The organism is Pseudomonas asplenii, from assembly GCF_900105475.1.
Lineage (GTDB): Bacteria > Pseudomonadota > Gammaproteobacteria > Pseudomonadales > Pseudomonadaceae > Aquipseudomonas > Aquipseudomonas asplenii.
Window position 1 is genome coordinate 4,748,252 of record NZ_LT629777.1, and the last position, 17,879, is coordinate 4,766,130.

Below are 17,879 nucleotides of genomic sequence, written 5' to 3' on the forward strand. Positions count from 1 at the left end.
CATGAGCCGAGCTCTGTTGGAACTCAAGGGTATTACCCGTCGTTTCGTCGCCGGCGAGAAGGATTTCATCGCGCTCAATGACATCAACCTGACGATCAATGCCGGTGAACTGGTGGCGATAACCGGCGCCTCGGGCTCCGGCAAGTCGACCCTGATGAACGTACTGGGTTGCCTGGATCATGCCAACGCTGGCAGCTACAAGGTCGATGGGCGTGAAACCAGCAGCCTGACCGACGATGAACTGGCGGAATTGCGCCGCGATCACTTCGGGTTCATTTTTCAGCGTTATCACCTGTTGCCGCACCTGGCGGCCAGCCAGAACGTGGAAATGCCGGCGATCTACGCCGGCACCGGCGAAAACAAACGCTCCAGCCGGGCCCTTGAACTGCTCGAGCGCCTCGGGCTGTCGGGGCATCTGGGGCATCGACCCAGCCAGTTGTCAGGGGGACAGCAGCAGCGGGTCAGTATCGCCCGGGCCTTGATGAACGGCGGTGAAATCATCCTCGCCGACGAACCCACCGGGGCATTGGACAGCGTCAGTGGCAAGGAGGTGATGAAGATCCTGCTGGAACTCAACGCCGCCGGGCATACGGTGATCCTGGTCACCCACGATGACAAGGTGGCAGCCCATGCCGAGCGCATCATCGAGATGCGTGACGGTGAGATCCTCAGTGATCGGCCCAACCCGAATCGCCCGGTGATCAGCGAAAAAGCCGCGCAGCGCCTGCCGGCCAAGCCCAAGCAGGGCAACCGGCTGATGGCCGGTTTCGCACTGTTCCAGGAGGCTTTCGTCATGGCCTGGATCGCGCTGATTTCGCACCGCATGCGCACCTTGCTGACCATGCTCGGGATCATCATCGGCATCACCTCGGTGGTCTCCATCGTCGCCATCGGCGAGGGGGCCAAGGAGTACGTGCTCAAGGACATCCAGGCGATTGGCAGCAATACCATCGAGATTTTCCCGGGTACCGACTTTGGCGATAACAAGGCGGGGTCCATCGAGACCCTGTCCCTGTCCGATGTGGCGGCCTTGGGCACGCAGTACTACATCGACAGCGCCTCGCCGAACATCGGGCGCAGCCTGCTGGTGCGTTACCGCAATATCGATGTGACCGCGAGCGTCAACGGGGTCAGCCCGAGTTACTTCCAGGTGCGCGGCATCAAGATGGGCTCGGGGGTACCGTTCAACAATGACGACTCGCGACGCCAGGCCCAGGTGGTGGTGATCGACCATAACACCCGCAATCGCCTGTTCGGCCCATCGGTGGACCCGCTGGGCCAGGTGATCCTGGTGGATAACCTGCCGTGTACGGTGATCGGCGTGACCGAGGACAAGAAGAGCATTTTCAACACCAGCAAGAGCCTGAACATCTGGATGCCCTTCGAAACCGCCTCGGGTCGTGTCCTGGGTCAGCGTTTCCTGGACAGCATCACCGTGCGGGCCAAGGACGGGCAGCCGAGCAAGGTGGTCGAGGACAACATCACCAAACTGATGGAAAAGCGTCACGGCACCAAGGACTTCTTCACCTACAACCTCGACAGCGTGATGCAGACGGTGCAGAAGACCAGCCAGTCGCTGGCGTTGCTGTTGTCGTTGATCGCCTTGATTTCGCTGGCGGTGGGGGGCATCGGGGTGATGAACATCATGCTGGTGTCGGTGACCGAACGGACCCGGGAAATCGGCATTCGCATGGCGGTCGGTGCGCGCCAGTCGGATATCCGCCAGCAGTTTCTGGTGGAAGCGGTGATGGTCTGCCTCATCGGCGGGATCATAGGCATCACCCTGTCGTTCGGGATCGGCTATGTGTTTTCGCTGCTGGTGAAGGAGTGGAAGATGGTGTTTTCGGTGAACTCGATTGTCACCGCCTTCATCTGTTCGACGCTGATCGGTATCGTTTTCGGCTTCGTTCCGGCACGTAATGCCGCCCGGCTCGATCCGATCGAGGCATTGGCGCGCGATTGATCGAGCGCGCCCTGCAGGAGCCCAGAGCGGCTCCTGCAGGCGCGGGCCGAGGTGGCGTTCGAACACCTTCGGCACGTCACGGCTGTCCCCGTTTCCCACGCCAGACAGGCCAACGTCGCTGGGGTTAAATCCAGGCCACGAAAGGACCTTGTGGCACGGTGAACGAGCACCGGTTCCGGTCCTCATCCTTGTCTTGAGCTGACTTCCCATTTCCCTTGGCACCTGTGTTCAGGTGTCTGCGAGAGCGTTATGCCGATCGCCAACTCTACTGCCTGTTTTCTGCTGTCGATGCTCTGCGCGACGCTGCTGGGTGGTTGTACATTGGGCCCGGATTACCAGCCACCACAGGTGAAGGTGGCGAGTCGCTGGTATGCACCGCTGCCCCATGGTGCTTCATTGGTGACGTTGAACGATTGGTGGCAGCAGTTCAACGACCCGGCACTGGCAACCCTGCTGCGCCTGGCCGAGGCCGACAGTCCCACCCTGGACCAGGCGCTGGCGCGTATCGCCCAGGCCCGGGCGACCCTGGACGGCAGCCTGGCCGATGGCCGGCCGCAACTCAACGGCGGGTTGAGCAAGGCGCGGGCGGGTGTCAGCCAGACGGGGTTGCACAAGGTCGGGGGCATTTCCGGGGCGAGCCTCGATTCCACCTGGGAACTGGACCTGTTCGGCAAGCTGCGCCGCACCGACGAGGCTTCTCGTCACGAACTGCAGGCGCGGGTCGATGACTGGCATGACGCCCGAGTGTCCCTGGCCGCCGAGGTCGGTGATGATTTCGTCCAGTACCGTGGCTGCCAGATGTTGGTGAATGCATACCGCGACCAGGCACAATCCCAGGAGCAGACCGCGCGCCTGACCCGCTTGTCCCACCAGGCCGGCTTTACTTCGGCCGCCGATGCCGCGCTGGCCGATGCCAGTGCCGCCGCCAGTGTCGCGACCCAGACCAATCAGCAAAGCGCCTGTGATGTGCTGCTCAAGAGCCTGGTGGCCCTGGCCGGTAGCGATGAGGAGCAGGTGCGCGCAGTGTTGGGCAGCCAGCCGGCCCGCCTGCCGGAACCGGCTTTGCTGGAGGTGCGCGAAGTGCCCGCCAACCTGTTGCGCCAGCGTCCTGACCTGGCCTCCAGCGAACGTGAGCTGGCCGCCGCGAATGCGCGGATCGGCGCCGCCCAGGCCAATCGGCTGCCTAGCCTCGGACTGGTCGGTTCCTTTGCCGTCGGCACCACCAGCGGCCAATACAGCCGGACCTGGAGCCTGGGGCCACAGCTCGATGTTCCGCTGTTCGATGGCGGCAAGCGCCGCGCGGCGGTGGACTCGGCCAGGGCCGACTATGACTCGGCCCTGGCAACCTATCGGCAAACCCTGCGTACGGCGGTGCTGGAGGTCGAGCAGTCGCTGGTACGGCTGGATGCAGCACGGCGCTCGGAGGCCGATGCGCAACGTGCCACAGAGGGTTACCAGAGCTATTTTCAAGCCGTCGACCGCAATTGGCAGGCCGGCAATGCCAGCCTGCTGGATCGTGAGTTGGCCCGACGCTCGGCGTTGTCGGCGCAGATCGAACTGATCACCCTGCAACAGAACCAGGTGCGCTACTGGATCGCTTTGTACAAGGCCCTCGGAGGGGGCTGGCAGGGCAGTGACGAACTGGCGAACGAAGTACCGAAGCGAGGTGGGGCATGAGACCGACGATGGGTCATGGCCTGCTGGCGGTTGCCGTGTTGGCCCTTTGCGGCTGGCTGATCCTGGGTCGCACCGCGCCGGCACCGGCGGCCGAGCCCGTGACGGCGACCAGCCTGAGTGTCGAGGCAGTTCAACCGCGCCGTGAAGATTGGCCGCAAGTGCTGCAGGCCAGCGGTGCGCTGGCTCCCTGGCAGGAAGCGTTGGTCAGCGCCGAGACCGGTAGTTTGCGTATTGCCAGCCTGAACGCCGATATCGGTGATCGGGTGAAAAAGGGCCAGGTGCTGGCCACCTTGGCCGATGCCAGCGTGCAGGCCGATGAAAACAAACAGCAGGCCTCGGTGGCCCAAGCGGCTGCGCAACTGCAAGAGGCCCGTTCCAATGCGCGGCGGGCGGCGGTGGTCGGGCAGAGTGGGGCCTTGTCGGAGCAGCAATTGGAGGAGTATCGGGTCAAGGTACAGACCGCCGAGGCCAATCTGGCCTCGGCGAACGCCGACCTGCGCAGCACCCGGATCAGACTCGCGCAGACCCGCATCGTGGCGGTTGACGAGGGTGTCATCTCCGGGCGCAAGGCATTGCTCGGGGACGTGGTCGCCGCCGGTAGCGAATTGTTCCGGATGATCCGCGAAGGTCGCCTCGAATGGCAGGCGGAACTCGACGCGCGGCAACTGCAAGGGGTGAGGGTAGGGCAGTCGGCTCACCTGGAACTGCCGGGCGGGGTGCCGGTTGAGGGACGAGTGCGGCTGGTTTCGCCGGTGCTGGACAGCAAGACCAGCCGGGCGCTGGTCTATGTGTCCTTGCCCGCAGGCACCTCGGCGCGGGCGGGCATGTACGCCAGCGGCTACATCGCGCTGGCCGACAGCACGGCGCTGACCGTGCCGGATACCGCCGTGGTGTTGCGCGACGGTCGCTCCTACGTGTTCGTGCTGGGCGAGGACATGCACGTCCGGCAACAGGGAGTGGAAGTCGGTCGCCGACGTGGGCAGATGGTGGAAATCGTCGCCGGTCTGCCGGAGCAGGCGCGGATCGTGCGCAGTGGTGGCGCCTTTCTCAGCGACGGCGCCAGCGTGACTCTGGTCTCAGCACAGGCCTATGCCCGATGAACATCTCCGCCTGGTCGATTCGTTACCCGGTCCCGGCAGTCCTCTTGTTCGTGCTGCTGACCCTGCTCGGAATGTTTGGCCTGGATCGGCTTGGCATCCAGGACTTCCCCGATACCGACCTGCCCACGGTGATCATCAGCGCATCACTCGAAGGCGCGGCACCTGAGCAACTGGAAACCGAGGTGGCGCGCAAGCTCGAAGACAAACTGACCTCGCTGCGCCTGTTGCAACACGTCACGACATTGATTACCGAAGGCAGCGTCACCCTCAGTGTGGCCTTTGCCATCGACAAGGACGGCAACGAAGCCCTCAACGAAGTGCGCAATGCGGTGGACAGCGCCAAGGCCGAGTTGCCGGCCAGCCTCGATACGCCGTCGGTGTCGCGTCTGACCACCAGTACCTCGGCCTTGCTGACCTATGTCGTCGAGGCCCCGCGCATGAACGAAGAGGCCTTGTCGTGGTTCATCGACAATGAATTGAGCAAACAACTCCTGGCGGTTCGCGGCGTGGCCAAGGTCGTGCGGGTGGGCGGGGTCAGTCGGGAAGTCCAGGTCGACCTCGACCCGGCCATGATGGCGGGATTGGGCTTGAGCGTGAGCGACGTGGCCGCCAGCCTGCGGGCGATGCAGAAAGACAACTCCGGTGGCCAGGGCGACCTGGGCAGCGGCCAGCAAGCCTTGCGTATCCTGGCGGCGCTCGACGATCCGGCGGCGCTCGGTGGCATTCATATCCCCGTCGGCGACGGCCGCATGCTGGCCTTGCGGCAGTTGGCCTCGGTACGCGACACCCATGCCGAGCGCAGTACCCGGGCCTATCGTGATGGAAAACCGGTCATCGGTTTCCAGGTGATGCGCTCCCTGGGCTTTTCGGATGTCGGAGTGACGGCGGATGTGCGCCAGGCGATGCGCGAATTCGCCCGGCAGCACGCCGATATCCGAATCGACGAGGCAAGCAACAGCGTCGCGCCGGTACTGGAAAACTATCGCGGTTCCATGGCGCTACTCTACGAGGGCATGTTGCTGGCGGTGTTGGTGGTCTGGTGGTTCCTGCGGGACTGGCGGGCCACTGTGGTGGTCGCGACGGCGCTGCCGTTATCGATCATCCCCACCTTCGGCGTGATGTATTTTGCCGGGTTCACCCTCAACAGCATCTCCCTGCTGGCCCTGGCCCTGGTAATCGGCATTCTGGTGGACGATGCCATCGTCGAAGTGGAGAACATCGCCCGGCACCTGCGCATGGGCAAAAGTCCGCGCCAGGCGGCGATCGAGGCGTCCGGCGAAATCGGCCTGGCGGTGCTGGCGACCACCGTGACCCTGGTGGCAGTGTTCTTGCCCACGGCATTCATGGGCGGTATTTCCGGCAAGCTGTTCCGGCAGTTCGGCGTGACCGCCTGTGCGGCCCTGCTGTTTTCCCTGCTGGTGGCGCGCATGCTGACGCCAATGATGGCGGCCTACCTGCTCAGGGCCCAGACGCATGCGGCGCATGACAGTCGCTTGATGACCCGTTACCTGGGCTGGATCCACACCAGCCTGAGCCGACGGGGGACCACCATCGCCCTGGTCGGTGTGCTGCTGCTCGGTTCGCTGGCGCTGATTCCGCTGTTGCCCACCAGTTTTCTGCCCGCCCAGGATGATGCGCGCACGACCCTCAGCCTGGAGCTGGCGCCCGGCAGCAGCCTGGCGCAAACCGCCGCGATGGCCTTGCAGGCCGATGCACGCCTGCGCACGCTCCCCGAGGTGGCCCATGTGTTCGCCTCGGTGGGCAGCGGTGAGGTCTCCAGCGACGACCAGCGCAAGGCCGTCCTGACCGTCGACCTGCTGCCTCGGCACGACCGCGCGCTCAAGCAATCCGAGGTCGAGGCGAAGATGCGCGAAGTGCTGCGCAGCTTGCCCGGGGTACGGGTCAATGTCGGCGGCGACCGCAGTGGCGAGCGTCTGGACATCGTGCTGGCCAGTGACGATGGGCAGTTGCTCGAACGGACCGCCGCGGCCCTCGAACCGCAGCTACGCCAGCTCAAGGGCATCGGCAACGTGACTTCAAGTACGGCGGTGCAACGGCCGGAGATCCAGATGCGCCCGGATTTCGTCCGGGCAGCCGAGCAAGGGATCAGCAGCCAGGACATTGCCGACACCTTGCGCATGGCCACCTATGGCGAATATTCATCGTCCCTGGGCAAGGTCAATCTGTCCCAGCGGCAGGTCGATGTGCGGGTACGCATGCAGCCGCAGGTACGTACCGATCTGGAGCGTATCGCCCAGTTGCGGATCAAGGGCCGTGACGGGCAGATCGCGCTGGCGTCACTGGGCGAGATCAGCATGGGCAGCGGGCCGGCGCAGATCGATCGGCTCGATCGCCTGCGCAATATCACCCTGTCCATCGAACTCAATGGTCGCAATGTCGGCGAGGTGATGGACGAAGCCCGGCAGTTACCGGCCATGCAACATTTGCCCGCGCAAGTGAAGCAGGTGGAGCAGGGCGAGCTGCAATTGATGACCGAACTGTTCGGCAACTTCAGCCTGGCCATGGCGGTCGGGGTGTTCTGTATCTATTCCGTGCTGGTGCTGCTGTTCCACGACTTCATGCAGCCCATCACCATTCTCTCGGCCTTGCCCTTGTCGTTGGGCGGCGCCCTGTTGGCACTGCTGATCGGCGGCATGAGCTTTTCCATGGCGTCAGTCATCGGCTTGTTGATGTTGATGGGGATCGTCACCAAGAACTCGATCCTGTTGGTGGAGTACGCGGTCATGGCGCGCCGAGACCAGGGCATGAGCCGTTACGACGCCTTGATCGATGCCTGCCACAAGCGTGCCCAGCCGATTCTGATGACCACCATCGCCATGGGCGCGGGCATGTTGCCGACGGCATTGGGCTGGGGAGGGGAGTCGAGTTTTCGCCAGCCGATGGCCGTGGTGGTGATTGGCGGCCTGCTCGCTTCGACGCTGCTGAGCCTGCTGGTGGTGCCGGTGATTTTTACCTATGTCGACGACGCCTTGGCAGCGATCAAGCGGCTTTTCCATCTATCGCGATTCTGAAAACAAATCGCTCGGACAATAAATCTACTCTGGAATATTCAAGGGGTGCGTCATGTACTACGTTGCAATTGCAATACTGACCATATTGCTGATACCGGGGCCAACCAACTCGTTACTGTTGCAGTCGGGTGTCAGTCGGGGCCTGGGAAACTATTCGTTGAAGTTGATTTTCGCCGAATGGATCGCCTATCTGCTGCAGATTACCTCCTGGGGGCTGTTCATCGATGGTTTGGCGCAAGACTACGCATGGGTCGTGGTGCTGACCAAGATTGCGGCGGTACTTTTCCTCTTCTACATCTCCCTGAAATTATGGTTTTCGGTACAGCTCGAAGCGTCTGGAGAACCCTCTGTCATCTCGGTTTCGGCGATGTTCATGGCGACACTGACCAACCCGAAAGGGCTGTTCTTCGCTTCGTTCGTGGCCCCTGTCGGGACCTTTGTGCAGGTGGAAAGTTACCTTGAGTTCATGGCCGTTTTCTCTCTGGTCATTCTTCCCGTGGGGCTGGTCTGGGTGGGGCTGGGGGCTTTTTGTGGGCGCAATTTCTCAACCATCCTCTCGGGTAACAGGGTCAATAAGTTCGTTTCATTGGTGATCGGTCTGTTTGCCAGTGTGGCTTTGTACAATTTGGCCTCGAACGTCATTCTGGCCTGATGGTTCTTTTGCCAAAGAGCTGGCGGCATCGTGTTTGGCTTTTGCGTGTAGACTTCCCCGCCTTGATATCGGTAACGGGTTAGGCCTGGGTATGGATCTGCGTCAGTTGGAAGCGTTTGCGGCGGTGATGTCGGCAGGCAGTGTCACGGCGGCCGGGAAGATGCTCGGCCGTTCGCAGCCTTCGGTCACCCGGGTGATCCAGGAACTGGAGCAGGAACTGGGGTTCGCCCTGTTCGAGCGCAGCGGACCGAAGGTCACGCCGACGCACAAGGCGTTCATGATGTACGGCGAGGTCGAGAGTGCCTTGCTGGGCATTCGCAATATCCGTCAGCGCGCGCAGCATATCGCTCAGGAGGAGAACCATCAGATCAAGCTGGTGGCGATTTCCGCCCTTGCGGCTGGGCTCTTGCCGGCGGCGCTGTCATGCCTGCCCGAGACCTTGCGGCCGCAGCAGATCCAGTTGCAGAGCATGTCGCCGGAAAACGTGGTCCAGGCGGTGCTGTCCAAGACCATGGACCTCGGTGCGGTCAGTCTGCCGCTCGAACACCGCGGGCTGGATATCCACTGGATCGGCGAAGCCGCCTGCGTCGCGGTGCTGCCGGCGCAGTCGCCGCTGGCGGCCCATGAGGTGTTGCCCATGGAACTGCTGGCCCGACAGACATTGGTCACCATGGCCAATCCCTACCGTTTCCGGCGGCGTATCGACAAGGCGTTTCTCGACGCGGGCTGTGGCACGCCGCGCATGCTCGATACCAATACCTCGCTGATTGCCATGCAGATGGCCCGGGCCGGCCTGGGGATTGCCCTGGTCGATCCGTTCACGGCCAGGGGCGTTCCGGTGGAGGGCGTGGTCGTGCGCCCGATCGGTTGCCATATCCCGTTCTTCTTCGGCCTGATCTCGGCCTTCGCCAGCCCGCTGTCGGACGTCGCCCGGGCGCTGATCGATGAAATCGCCCGTTCGGCACAACGGCTTCTGCCGCAGATGCTGATGCACGAAGCGGCGGCCCATGACGCGCTGCTACAGAGCATTTATGCCGAGTAAGCCGCGAGTCTCGGCTGATGCCGGGGCCGGCTTTTACGCCTGGCTTGAAATTTAAGTTATATAAATATGCTTTTTTGTACTTTGCGAGAATAAAAATCGCCTTTTAGTATTCGGTTTACGAATTAAAGGCCGCCATGAATTCATATTTGAATATTCAGCGGTGGTCTTTCAAGGAATGCGATTCAAGGTCGGATCGTGCTCCCGACCTCCATGCCGAGTACCGAATACATGCCCGATACCACCCCCGCCAATGGTCTTGCGACCCTGGAAGCGCGTCTGCGCCAGGATCTCGACTGGCTCGATCTGCCTGCCAAACCCTGGGTCAAGCCACGCCTGCATGCCGGCGAAGCCGTGCTGGACGTGGCGATCATCGGCGGCGGCATGGCCGGCCTGGCGTTGGCCGCCGAGCTGCGTCACCTGGGCGTGACGGCCGTGATCTTCGATCAGGCGCCCGCCGGGTTCGAAGGGCCCTGGGCGACGACCGCGCGCATGGAAACCCTGCGTTCGCCGAAACAACTGACCGGCCCGGCCCTGGGCTTGCCGGCGCTGACGTTTCGCGCCTGGTTCGAGGCGCAATTCGGCCTGCCAGCCTGGGAACAACTGGACAAGATCCCGCGCCTGCAGTGGGCCGACTACCTGCGCTGGTATCGCAAGGCGCTGGCGCTGGAGGTGCGTAACGAGCACCGGGTGAGTCGGGTGACTCCGCGTGCCGATGGTCTGGTGGAACTGACCGTGCAGGCTGGCGCGCAGACGCAGTCCCTGTATGCCCGGCATGTGGTGCTCGCCACCGGCCGCGATGGCCTGGGCGGGCCGTGGGTGCCGGACCTGGCGCGCACGCTGCCCTATGACCTGTGGGCGCATTCGGCCGACGGCTTGCAGAATGAATGGTTCGAAGGCAAGCGGGTCGCGATTATCGGTGGCGGCGCGTCGGCCATGGACAGTGCGGCGACCGCGTTGGAGGCCGGCGCGACCAAGGTCGATCTGCTGATCCGGCGTGCCGAGCTGCCGCGCATCAACAAGGGCAAGGGCGCAGGCAACCCGGGCATGACCCACGGTTACTGGCGACTGCCAGCGGCGTGGAAATGGCGCCTGCGCAACTACCTCAACACCCAGCAGGTGCCGCCGCCACGGGGCAGTACCCTGCGGGTCTCGCAATCGGGCCGGGCGCGCTTTCTGCTCGACAGCCCGCTGGTGGCCGTGGAGGAAAACCCGGCCGGTGGGGTCTGGCTGGAGACGCCGACCGCGCGGTTCGAGGCCGATTTCGTGGTGTTCGCCACCGGTTTTCGTACCGATTTCCGCCTGCGGCCGGAGTTCTCGCCGTTTTCCTCGCAGATCCGCACCTGGCGTGATCGGTTCGAGGCTCCGGCCGACGAGAAGGATGCGGAACTGGCAGAACTGCCGGACCTGGGCAAAAGCTTCGAATTCCAGGAAAAGACTCCCGGAGCCTGTCCCGGCCTGAACCATATCCACTGTTTCAGCTATCCCGCAGCCCTCAGCTTCGGCGCGGTCTCCGGTGACATCCCGGCCATCAGCGAAGGCGCCAAGCGCCTGGCCCAGGCTCTGGTGGGCGAGTTGTTCAATGCCGATATCGAGCTGCACTACGCGTCCATGCGCGATTACGCCGAGCCGGAACTGCTGGGTGATGAATGGGTGCCCAGCCAGCCGGATGCCCACGAGTTGCGGCAATGATCGGTGGGGCCCTGCGCCGGCTGAGCCAATCACTGCTGGTCGTCTGGCTGATGACCCTGGTGGTGTTCGTCGGCCTGAATGCCATCGGCAACCCGATGGACATCCTGGTCGGTGAAGACCTCAACCAGGCCGAACGGCTGCAGGCGATTGCTCATCTGGGCCTGGACAAACCGCTGTGGGAGCAGTACGTGATCTTCCTCAAGGGCGCCGTGCACGGCAACCTTGGGCAGAGTTTCGTCTACCACGAAGACGCCATGCGCCTGATCCTGCAACGCCTGCCGGCCACGTTCGAGCTGGCGTTCAGTGCGTTGTGCCTGGCGGTGCTGATCGGTGTACCGCTGGGGTTGTTCGCCGGAATGTATCCGGAGCATCCGCTGTCGCGACTGATGATGGCCGGCAGCATCGTCGGTTTCTCGCTCCCGGCGTTCTGGGTCGCGCTGATGATGATCCTGCTGTTCTCGATCACCCTGGGCTGGCTGCCCGCCAGCGGACGGGGCGCTACCCGTGAACTGTTCGGCGTGCAGTGGTCGTGGCTGACCCTCGATGGCTTGCAGCATCTGCTGCTACCGGCGCTGAACCTGGCGCTGTTCAAGATTTCCCTGGTTCTGCGCCTGACCCGTGCCGGCGTGCGCGAGGTGCTGCCCCAGGAGTTCGTCAAGTTCGCCCGGGCCAAGGGCCTGTCGCCGCTGCGGGTGATGACGATGCACGTGCTGCGCAACACCATGATCCCGGTGGTGACGGTGCTGGCGATGGAACTGGGTTCGACCATCGCCTACGCGGTGGTAACTGAAAGCATTTTCTCCTGGCCAGGCGCCGGCAAGCTGATTCTGGACAGCATCAATACCCTGGATCGCCCGGTGGTGGTGGCTTATCTGATGGTGGTCGTGGTGATTTTCGTGGTGCTCAACCTGGTGGTCGACGGCTTGTATTACCTGCTCGATCCGCGTGTACGTATCGAGGCTGGCCGATGAGCGCCGTCCTGACCAAGCGCATCTCCGTAGAGTCGCCGTGGCGCCGGGTGCTGGTCGAATTCCTCGCCTCGCCGTCGGCCGTGACCGGCCTGCTGGTGTTGCTCGCGGTGATCCTGGTGGCGTTGCTGGCGCCATGGATCGTGGTGCAGAACCCCTACGACCTGATGCAACTCAACGTGCTCGACGCACGCCTGCCACCGGGCAGCGCCAACCTGGACAGCGGCTACACCTACTGGCTGGGCACCGACGGACAGGGCCGCGACCTGGTCTCGGCGATCATCTACGGCCTGCGTATCAGCCTGTGGGTCGGCATCGGTTCAGCCCTGATCGCCGCGCTGATCGGCACCTTGCTCGGCCTGCTGTCGGCCTACGTCGGCGGTTGGGTCGATGCCTTGCTGATGCGCCTGGTCGACCTGCTGCTGTCGTTCCCGGTGATTCTCATGGCGTTGATGATCCTCGCCTGGCTGGGCAAGGGCGTTGGCAACGTGATGCTGACCCTGGTGCTGCTGGAGTGGGCGTACTACGCCCGCACCGCCCGCGGCCAGGCGCTGACCGAAAGCCGTCGGGAGTATGTCGATGCGGCGCGGGGGCAGGGGATTGGGGCCTGGCGGATCGTCATCGGCCACATCCTGCCCAACTGCCTGCCGCCGCTGATCGTCATCGGCGCGCTGCAGATCGCCCGGGCGATCACCCTGGAGGCGACCCTGTCGTTTCTCGGCCTCGGTGTGCCGGTGACCGAACCCTCGCTGGGCCTGCTGATCGCCAACGGTTTCCAGTACATGCTCAGCAACGAATACTGGATCAGCCTGTTTCCGGGGCTGGCGCTGCTGATCACCATCGTCGCGATCAACCTGGTAGGCGATCGCCTGCGTGATGTCCTGAACCCGAGGCAGCAGCGATGAACCTGCCTGAATCATCATTCGTCGCTGCCACGAACAACACCCGCGTGCCGACGCTCGAACTGCGCAACCTGTGCACCTCGTTCCATACCCGTGCCGGTGTCTTGCCGGCGGTGCGAGACGTGTCACTGCGGGTTCAGCCGGGGCGCATTCTCGGGCTGGTGGGCGAGTCGGGCTCGGGCAAGTCGGTCACCGGCTTCTCCATTCTCGGCCTGGTCGATGCGCCCGGGCGGATCAGCGGCGGCCAGGTGCTGTTCCAGGGCCGTGACCTGACCCGGCTCTCGGCAGCGCAACTGCGTGAATTGCAGGGCAACCGCATCGCGATGATCTTCCAGGATCCGATGATGACCCTCAATCCGGTGCTGCGCATCGACACGCAGATGATCGAGGCGGTGCGCGCCCATCAGTCGGTGAGCAAGCGCGAAGCCCGCGACCACGCCGCCCGCACCCTGGCGCGGATGGGCATCGCCAGTCCCGAGGAACGCTTGCGCGCCTATCCACACCAGCTCTCCGGCGGCATGCGTCAGCGCGTGGCGATTGCCATCGCCTTATTGCATTCGCCAGACCTGATCATCGCCGACGAGCCGACCACCGCCCTGGACGTGACGATCCAGGCACAGATTCTCAGCCAGGTGCAGCAACTGGTGCGCGAGCAGGGCACCTCGCTGATCTGGATCACCCATGACCTGTCGGTGGTGGCCGGCCTGGCCGATGATGTGGCGGTGATGTATGCCGGGCAGATCGTCGAGCAGGGCACGGTCGACGATGTTCTCGACCAGCCGCAGCATCCCTACACCCGAGGCCTGATCGACAGCCTGCCGAGTCGCAACCAGCGCGGCCAGCGCCTGCAGCAGATTCCCGGGATGGCGCCGGACCTGTTGTCGATGCCGGCCGGCTGCGCCTTCGCGGCCCGTTGCGCCAGGGCTTCGGCGCTGTGTGCCACGCAACCGCAGGCCATGCAGATGCCCCGTGGGCGAATGGTCCGTTGTTTTCACCCGGGAGCCGCCGATGCGCAGTGATCAGACACCCCTCATCGAGCTGCAGCAGGTCAGCAAGACCTTTGGCCAGGCGCCCGGCGAGCATTCCATCCAGCGCCTGCTGCAACGCCTGCGCCTGACCCGCGCGCAGCCGCTGACCCACGCGGTCGACCGGGTCGACCTGCGGATCGAGCGCGGCGAAGTGGTCGGCCTGGTCGGCGAGTCCGGCTGCGGCAAGTCGACCCTCGGGCGGATGGTCGCCGGGCTGTTGCCGGTGTCCTCGGGCAGTGCACGGGTCGATGGGCTGGACCTCGACAGCCTCACGGCCGAGCAGCGCCAGGCGGTGCGGCTGAAGGTGCAGATGATCTTCCAGGACCCGTCGGCCAGCCTCAACCCACGTCTGCGGGTCGACCGCATCGTCGGTGAGGGCGCGCTGTTGCATGGCCTTACCGACAGGCGCGGCTTCGACGCTTACGTCAGCGCCCAGTTGGAACGCGCCGGGTTGAGCGCGCAGTTGCGCCAGCGTTATCCGCACCAGTTCAGTGGCGGCCAGCGCCAGCGCATCGGGATCGCCCGGGCCCTGGCGGTGCAGCCGCAACTGCTGGTGTGCGACGAGTCGGTGGCGGCCCTGGATGTGTCGATTCAGGCGCAGATCCTCAACCTGTTCATGGACCTGCGTGACGAACTGGGCCTGACCTACCTGTTCATCAGCCATGACCTGGGCGTGGTCGAGCACCTGTGCGACCGCGTCGTTGTGATGTACCTCGGCCGGGTGGTGGAGAGTGCGTCGGTGGATGAGCTGTTCGCCCGCGCCAACCACCCGTACACCCAGGCGCTGCTGGCGCAGATTCCGCGTTTCGATGTCCGCAGTACCCGTTATGACGCGATCGAAGGGGAAATCCCCAGCCCGCTGAACCCGCCCAGCGGGTGTCATTTCCATCCTCGCTGCCCGTACGCCACGGCGCGTTGCCGCGAGGAAGCTCCAGCGCTGAGGGAGGTTTCGCCGAACCACCTGAGTGCGTGTCACCTCAACGAGCAGCCATGAAAGGGTGCATCGACACCCGCGGCGCTTATCGCCATTGCGTACAAGGAATTCCCCATGCAACCACGTGTTCGTTCACTGATCGCTTCGGCGCTGCTATTGGCCGCAGGCGGCGTATCGGCGCAGGACCTGCGTATCGGTTACGCCGACCCGGTATCGTCCCTCGACCCGCAACTGAACAACTATGCCGGCGACCGTTCGGTGGCGCTGCACGCCTTTGAATCGCTGGTCAACCGCCACGATGACAAGACCCTGCCGGGCCTGGCCAAGAGCTGGAAAGTGCTCGACCCGACCACCTGGCAGTTCGACCTGCGCGACGACGTCAAATGGCAGGATGGCACGCCGCTGACCGCCGACGACTTCGTCTTCTCCTTCGAACGTGCGCGCAACGTGCCCGGCAGCGTCGCCTCGTACGCCGGGGCCACGCGTACCGTGGAGTCGGTGCAGGCCAAGGATGCCCATACCCTGCTGATCAAGACCCGCACGCCGAACGCCAACCTGCTGCCGGATGTCGACTCGATCTACATCGTCAGCCGCCACGCCGGCGCCACGGCCAGCAGCGCCGACTACAACTCGGGCAAGGCACTGATCGGCACCGGGCCGTATCGCTTCGTCTCCTACGTGCCGGGCGACCGCACGATCTTCCAGCGCAACGACAGCTACTGGGGCGCCAAGCCGACCTGGGACAAGGTCGACTTCCGTTTCATCGCCAACGCCGCCAACCGCACTGCAGCGCTGCTGGCCGGCGACGTCGATGTGATCGACAAGGTCTCGCCGACCGACGTCGAACGCCTGCGCAAGACCCCGAGCGTCAACGTCTTCGCCTACCAGGGCCTGCGTGCGCTGATCATCCAGCCGAGCTTTCGCGAAGGGCCGAACGAGTTCATTCGTGACAACAGCGGCAAACCCTTGGCGCAGAACCCGCTGCGCGACGTACGGGTGCGCCAGGCGCTGTCGCTGGCGATCAATCGCCAGGCCATCGACCAGCGCATCATGCAGGGCACCGTGACCGAGGCCAACCAGTGGATGCCGGCCAATACCTTTGGCTACAACCCGCAGGTGAAGAACATTCCCTACGACCCGAAACAGGCCAAGGAACTGTTGGCCCAGGCCGGCTTCCCGGATGGTTTCCAACTGACCGTGCATGTGCCGGGCGACCGCTATCCGCAGGCGCCGGAAGCCATGCAGGCGGTGGCGCAATTCTGGACCCGGATCGGCCTCAAGGTGCAGCTAGAAGTGTTGCCGTGGGCGGTGTATGCCGGCAAGGCGAACAAGAACGAACTGGCGGTCAGCGTGATTGCCTGGGGCAACGGCACTGGCGAAGCGGCCTACGCGTTGACCAACATCCTGACCACCGTCGACAGCAGCAAGGGGCAGGGCGCCTCCAACTGGGGTCGCTACAGCAACCCGCTGGTGGACAAGGCTCTGCTCGATTCCACCGCCGAGTTCGATGAGGCCAAGCGGCGCAAGATCCTCGAGGATTCGGTGAAGCTGGTCAGCGACGACGTCGGCATCATCCCTCTGTTCCACTACCAGAACATCTGGGCCGCGCGCAAAGGCCTGAAGGTCGAACCGCTGGTCAGCGACCGCACGGCCGCGCTGATGGTCACCGAGCAACCTTGAACCCAAAGCCTTCGCGCACGGTGGCGAGCCGTTGCGCGAAGACCGTCTTCGATCTGCAGGAGCCTTCATGTCCTCCATCACTGCCATCACTGCCAACACTGTCGCGCCGGATCTGCTCGACAGTCTGCTGAACATCCAGCCCGGTACCGCCTTGCATGACGTGCGTCACGCCCGGGAGAAAGTCGCTGCGGCGACCCAGGGCAGCCAGGCGCTGTTCTTTGCCGACGACCTGGGTGTCGACCTGTCGCGGGTCGAACGCCTGTGGGTTGCGTATTACGCGGCGCGCCTGACACCCCAGGCGACTCTCGCGGCGCACTACCTGGCCCAACTGCACGAGCTGGGCATCGACAGGACGACCCTCGGCAGCATCGAGGCGGGCAATCTCGACGCATTGAGCGATCGCCGCCTGGCGGCGATCCTGGGGTTCACCCGCACGCTGATCGAAGCACCAGTACATGGCGACCAGGCCGCCTTGCAGGTGTTGCAAGAGCAGGGCTTGAGCACGCAAGCCATTGTCGTACTGGCGCAGTTGATCGCCTTTCTGTCCTACCAAGTCCGCCTGGCCGCTGGCCTTGCGGCCTTGTCGTCCGCTGGAGCCGTCTGATGAGCGAACCGATCCGCAGCAACGGATTCACCAACGAAGTGCTGGGCTGGAAAGCCTGGCTGCCGACCCTCGACCTGCAAAGCGCCACGCCTGCGCAGATCGCGGTACTCGAAGAGAGCCACCCGCAGGCCAAGACCTCGGACTACTACCTGACCCTGGGGCATCACCCGGACATCCTGCGTCAGCGTTCCCAGGCGTTCAACGCGATCATGTACGCCCCCGGCGGCCTGTCCCGCGCCGAGCGCGAGCTGGCGAGCACCGTGGTGTCGCGGCTCAATCGCTGCGTGTATTGCGCCTCGGTCCATGCACAACGCTTTGAACAACTGGCCAAGCGCAACGACGTAATCAGCGAGATCTTCGCCGACCCGGCCACTGCTGGGACCACGCCCCGCGAGCGGGCCATCGTGCGCTTTTCCATCGATCTGACGCTGGATCCGGCGAGTCTGAACGCCCGTCATATCCAGGCATTGCGTGAGCATGGGCTGGACGATGGCCAGGTGCTGGACCTGATCCATGCGATTGCGATCTTTGCCTGGGCCAACCGGCTGATGCTGAATCTGGGAGAGCCGGTATTTCCCGAGGAGAAGTGAGGCGGGATATTGTGCAGC

General features: G+C 64.0%; 14 protein-coding genes. All 14 read left to right on the forward strand.

From position 1 onward, the window contains the following. The first annotated feature begins 1 nt into the window (after position 1). Positions 2-1,963, forward strand: coding sequence for a MacB family efflux pump subunit (locus BLU37_RS20985; protein ID WP_090208477.1), 1,962 nt, complete (start codon positions 2-4; stop codon positions 1,961-1,963). Positions 1,964-2,212: 249 nt separating this feature from the next. Beyond that, positions 2,213-3,640 carry an efflux transporter outer membrane subunit gene (locus BLU37_RS20990; RefSeq protein ID WP_090208480.1) on the forward strand — a complete coding sequence of 476 codons (1,428 nt, stop codon included), beginning with the start codon at positions 2,213-2,215 and terminating at the stop codon, positions 3,638-3,640. Between the two features lie 8 nt (positions 3,641-3,648). After that, a complete protein-coding gene (locus BLU37_RS20995; RefSeq protein WP_090208483.1) occupies positions 3,649-4,740 on the forward strand; it encodes an efflux RND transporter periplasmic adaptor subunit in 1,092 nt (363 codons plus the stop codon). Beyond that, entirely contained in the window at positions 4,737-7,772 is a 3,036-nt protein-coding gene (locus BLU37_RS21000; protein WP_090208486.1) for an efflux RND transporter permease subunit, read from the forward strand. The genes BLU37_RS20995 and BLU37_RS21000 overlap by 4 nt, the downstream gene beginning before the upstream one ends. Positions 7,773-7,824: 52 nt before the next feature. Beyond that, a complete protein-coding gene (locus BLU37_RS21005; RefSeq protein ID WP_090208489.1) occupies positions 7,825-8,424 on the forward strand; it encodes a LysE family translocator in 600 nt (199 codons plus the stop codon). A 91-nt stretch (positions 8,425-8,515) separates the two neighbouring features. Next, entirely contained in the window at positions 8,516-9,466 is a 951-nt protein-coding gene (locus tag BLU37_RS21010) for a LysR family transcriptional regulator (RefSeq protein ID WP_019362420.1), read from the forward strand. 228 nt (positions 9,467-9,694) lie between these two features. Continuing rightward, on the forward strand, positions 9,695-11,155 hold the full coding sequence (locus tag BLU37_RS21015; RefSeq protein ID WP_090210982.1) for an FAD/NAD(P)-binding protein: 1,461 nt from the start codon (positions 9,695-9,697) through the stop codon (positions 11,153-11,155). Next, positions 11,152-12,126 carry an ABC transporter permease gene (locus tag BLU37_RS21020; protein WP_010446110.1) on the forward strand — a complete coding sequence of 325 codons (975 nt, stop codon included), beginning with the start codon at positions 11,152-11,154 and terminating at the stop codon, positions 12,124-12,126. The genes BLU37_RS21015 and BLU37_RS21020 overlap by 4 nt, the downstream gene beginning before the upstream one ends. Further along, positions 12,123-13,028 carry an ABC transporter permease gene (locus tag BLU37_RS21025; protein ID WP_090208491.1) on the forward strand — a complete coding sequence of 302 codons (906 nt, stop codon included), beginning with the start codon at positions 12,123-12,125 and terminating at the stop codon, positions 13,026-13,028. The genes BLU37_RS21020 and BLU37_RS21025 overlap by 4 nt, the downstream gene beginning before the upstream one ends. Beyond that, complete coding sequence (locus BLU37_RS21030) at positions 13,025-14,044, forward strand: ABC transporter ATP-binding protein (RefSeq protein WP_090208494.1); 1,020 nt, start codon at positions 13,025-13,027, stop codon at positions 14,042-14,044. Before BLU37_RS21025 ends, BLU37_RS21030 begins: the two co-directional genes overlap by 4 nt. Continuing rightward, positions 14,034-15,047: an ABC transporter ATP-binding protein gene (locus BLU37_RS21035; protein ID WP_019362416.1), complete on the forward strand. Its 1,014-nt coding sequence runs from the start codon at positions 14,034-14,036 to the stop codon at positions 15,045-15,047. Before BLU37_RS21030 ends, BLU37_RS21035 begins: the two co-directional genes overlap by 11 nt. A gap of 54 nt (positions 15,048-15,101) precedes the next feature. Beyond that, complete coding sequence (locus tag BLU37_RS21040) at positions 15,102-16,667, forward strand: ABC transporter substrate-binding protein (RefSeq protein WP_010446120.1); 1,566 nt, start codon at positions 15,102-15,104, stop codon at positions 16,665-16,667. 67 nt (positions 16,668-16,734) lie between these two features. Then, on the forward strand, positions 16,735-17,271 hold the full coding sequence (locus BLU37_RS21045) for a CMD domain-containing protein (RefSeq protein ID WP_172833040.1): 537 nt from the start codon (positions 16,735-16,737) through the stop codon (positions 17,269-17,271). Continuing rightward, a complete protein-coding gene (locus BLU37_RS21050) occupies positions 17,271-17,861 on the forward strand; it encodes a peroxidase-related enzyme (RefSeq protein WP_090208496.1) in 591 nt (196 codons plus the stop codon). The genes BLU37_RS21045 and BLU37_RS21050 overlap by 1 nt, the downstream gene beginning before the upstream one ends. The last annotated feature ends 18 nt before the right edge of the window (positions 17,862-17,879 follow it).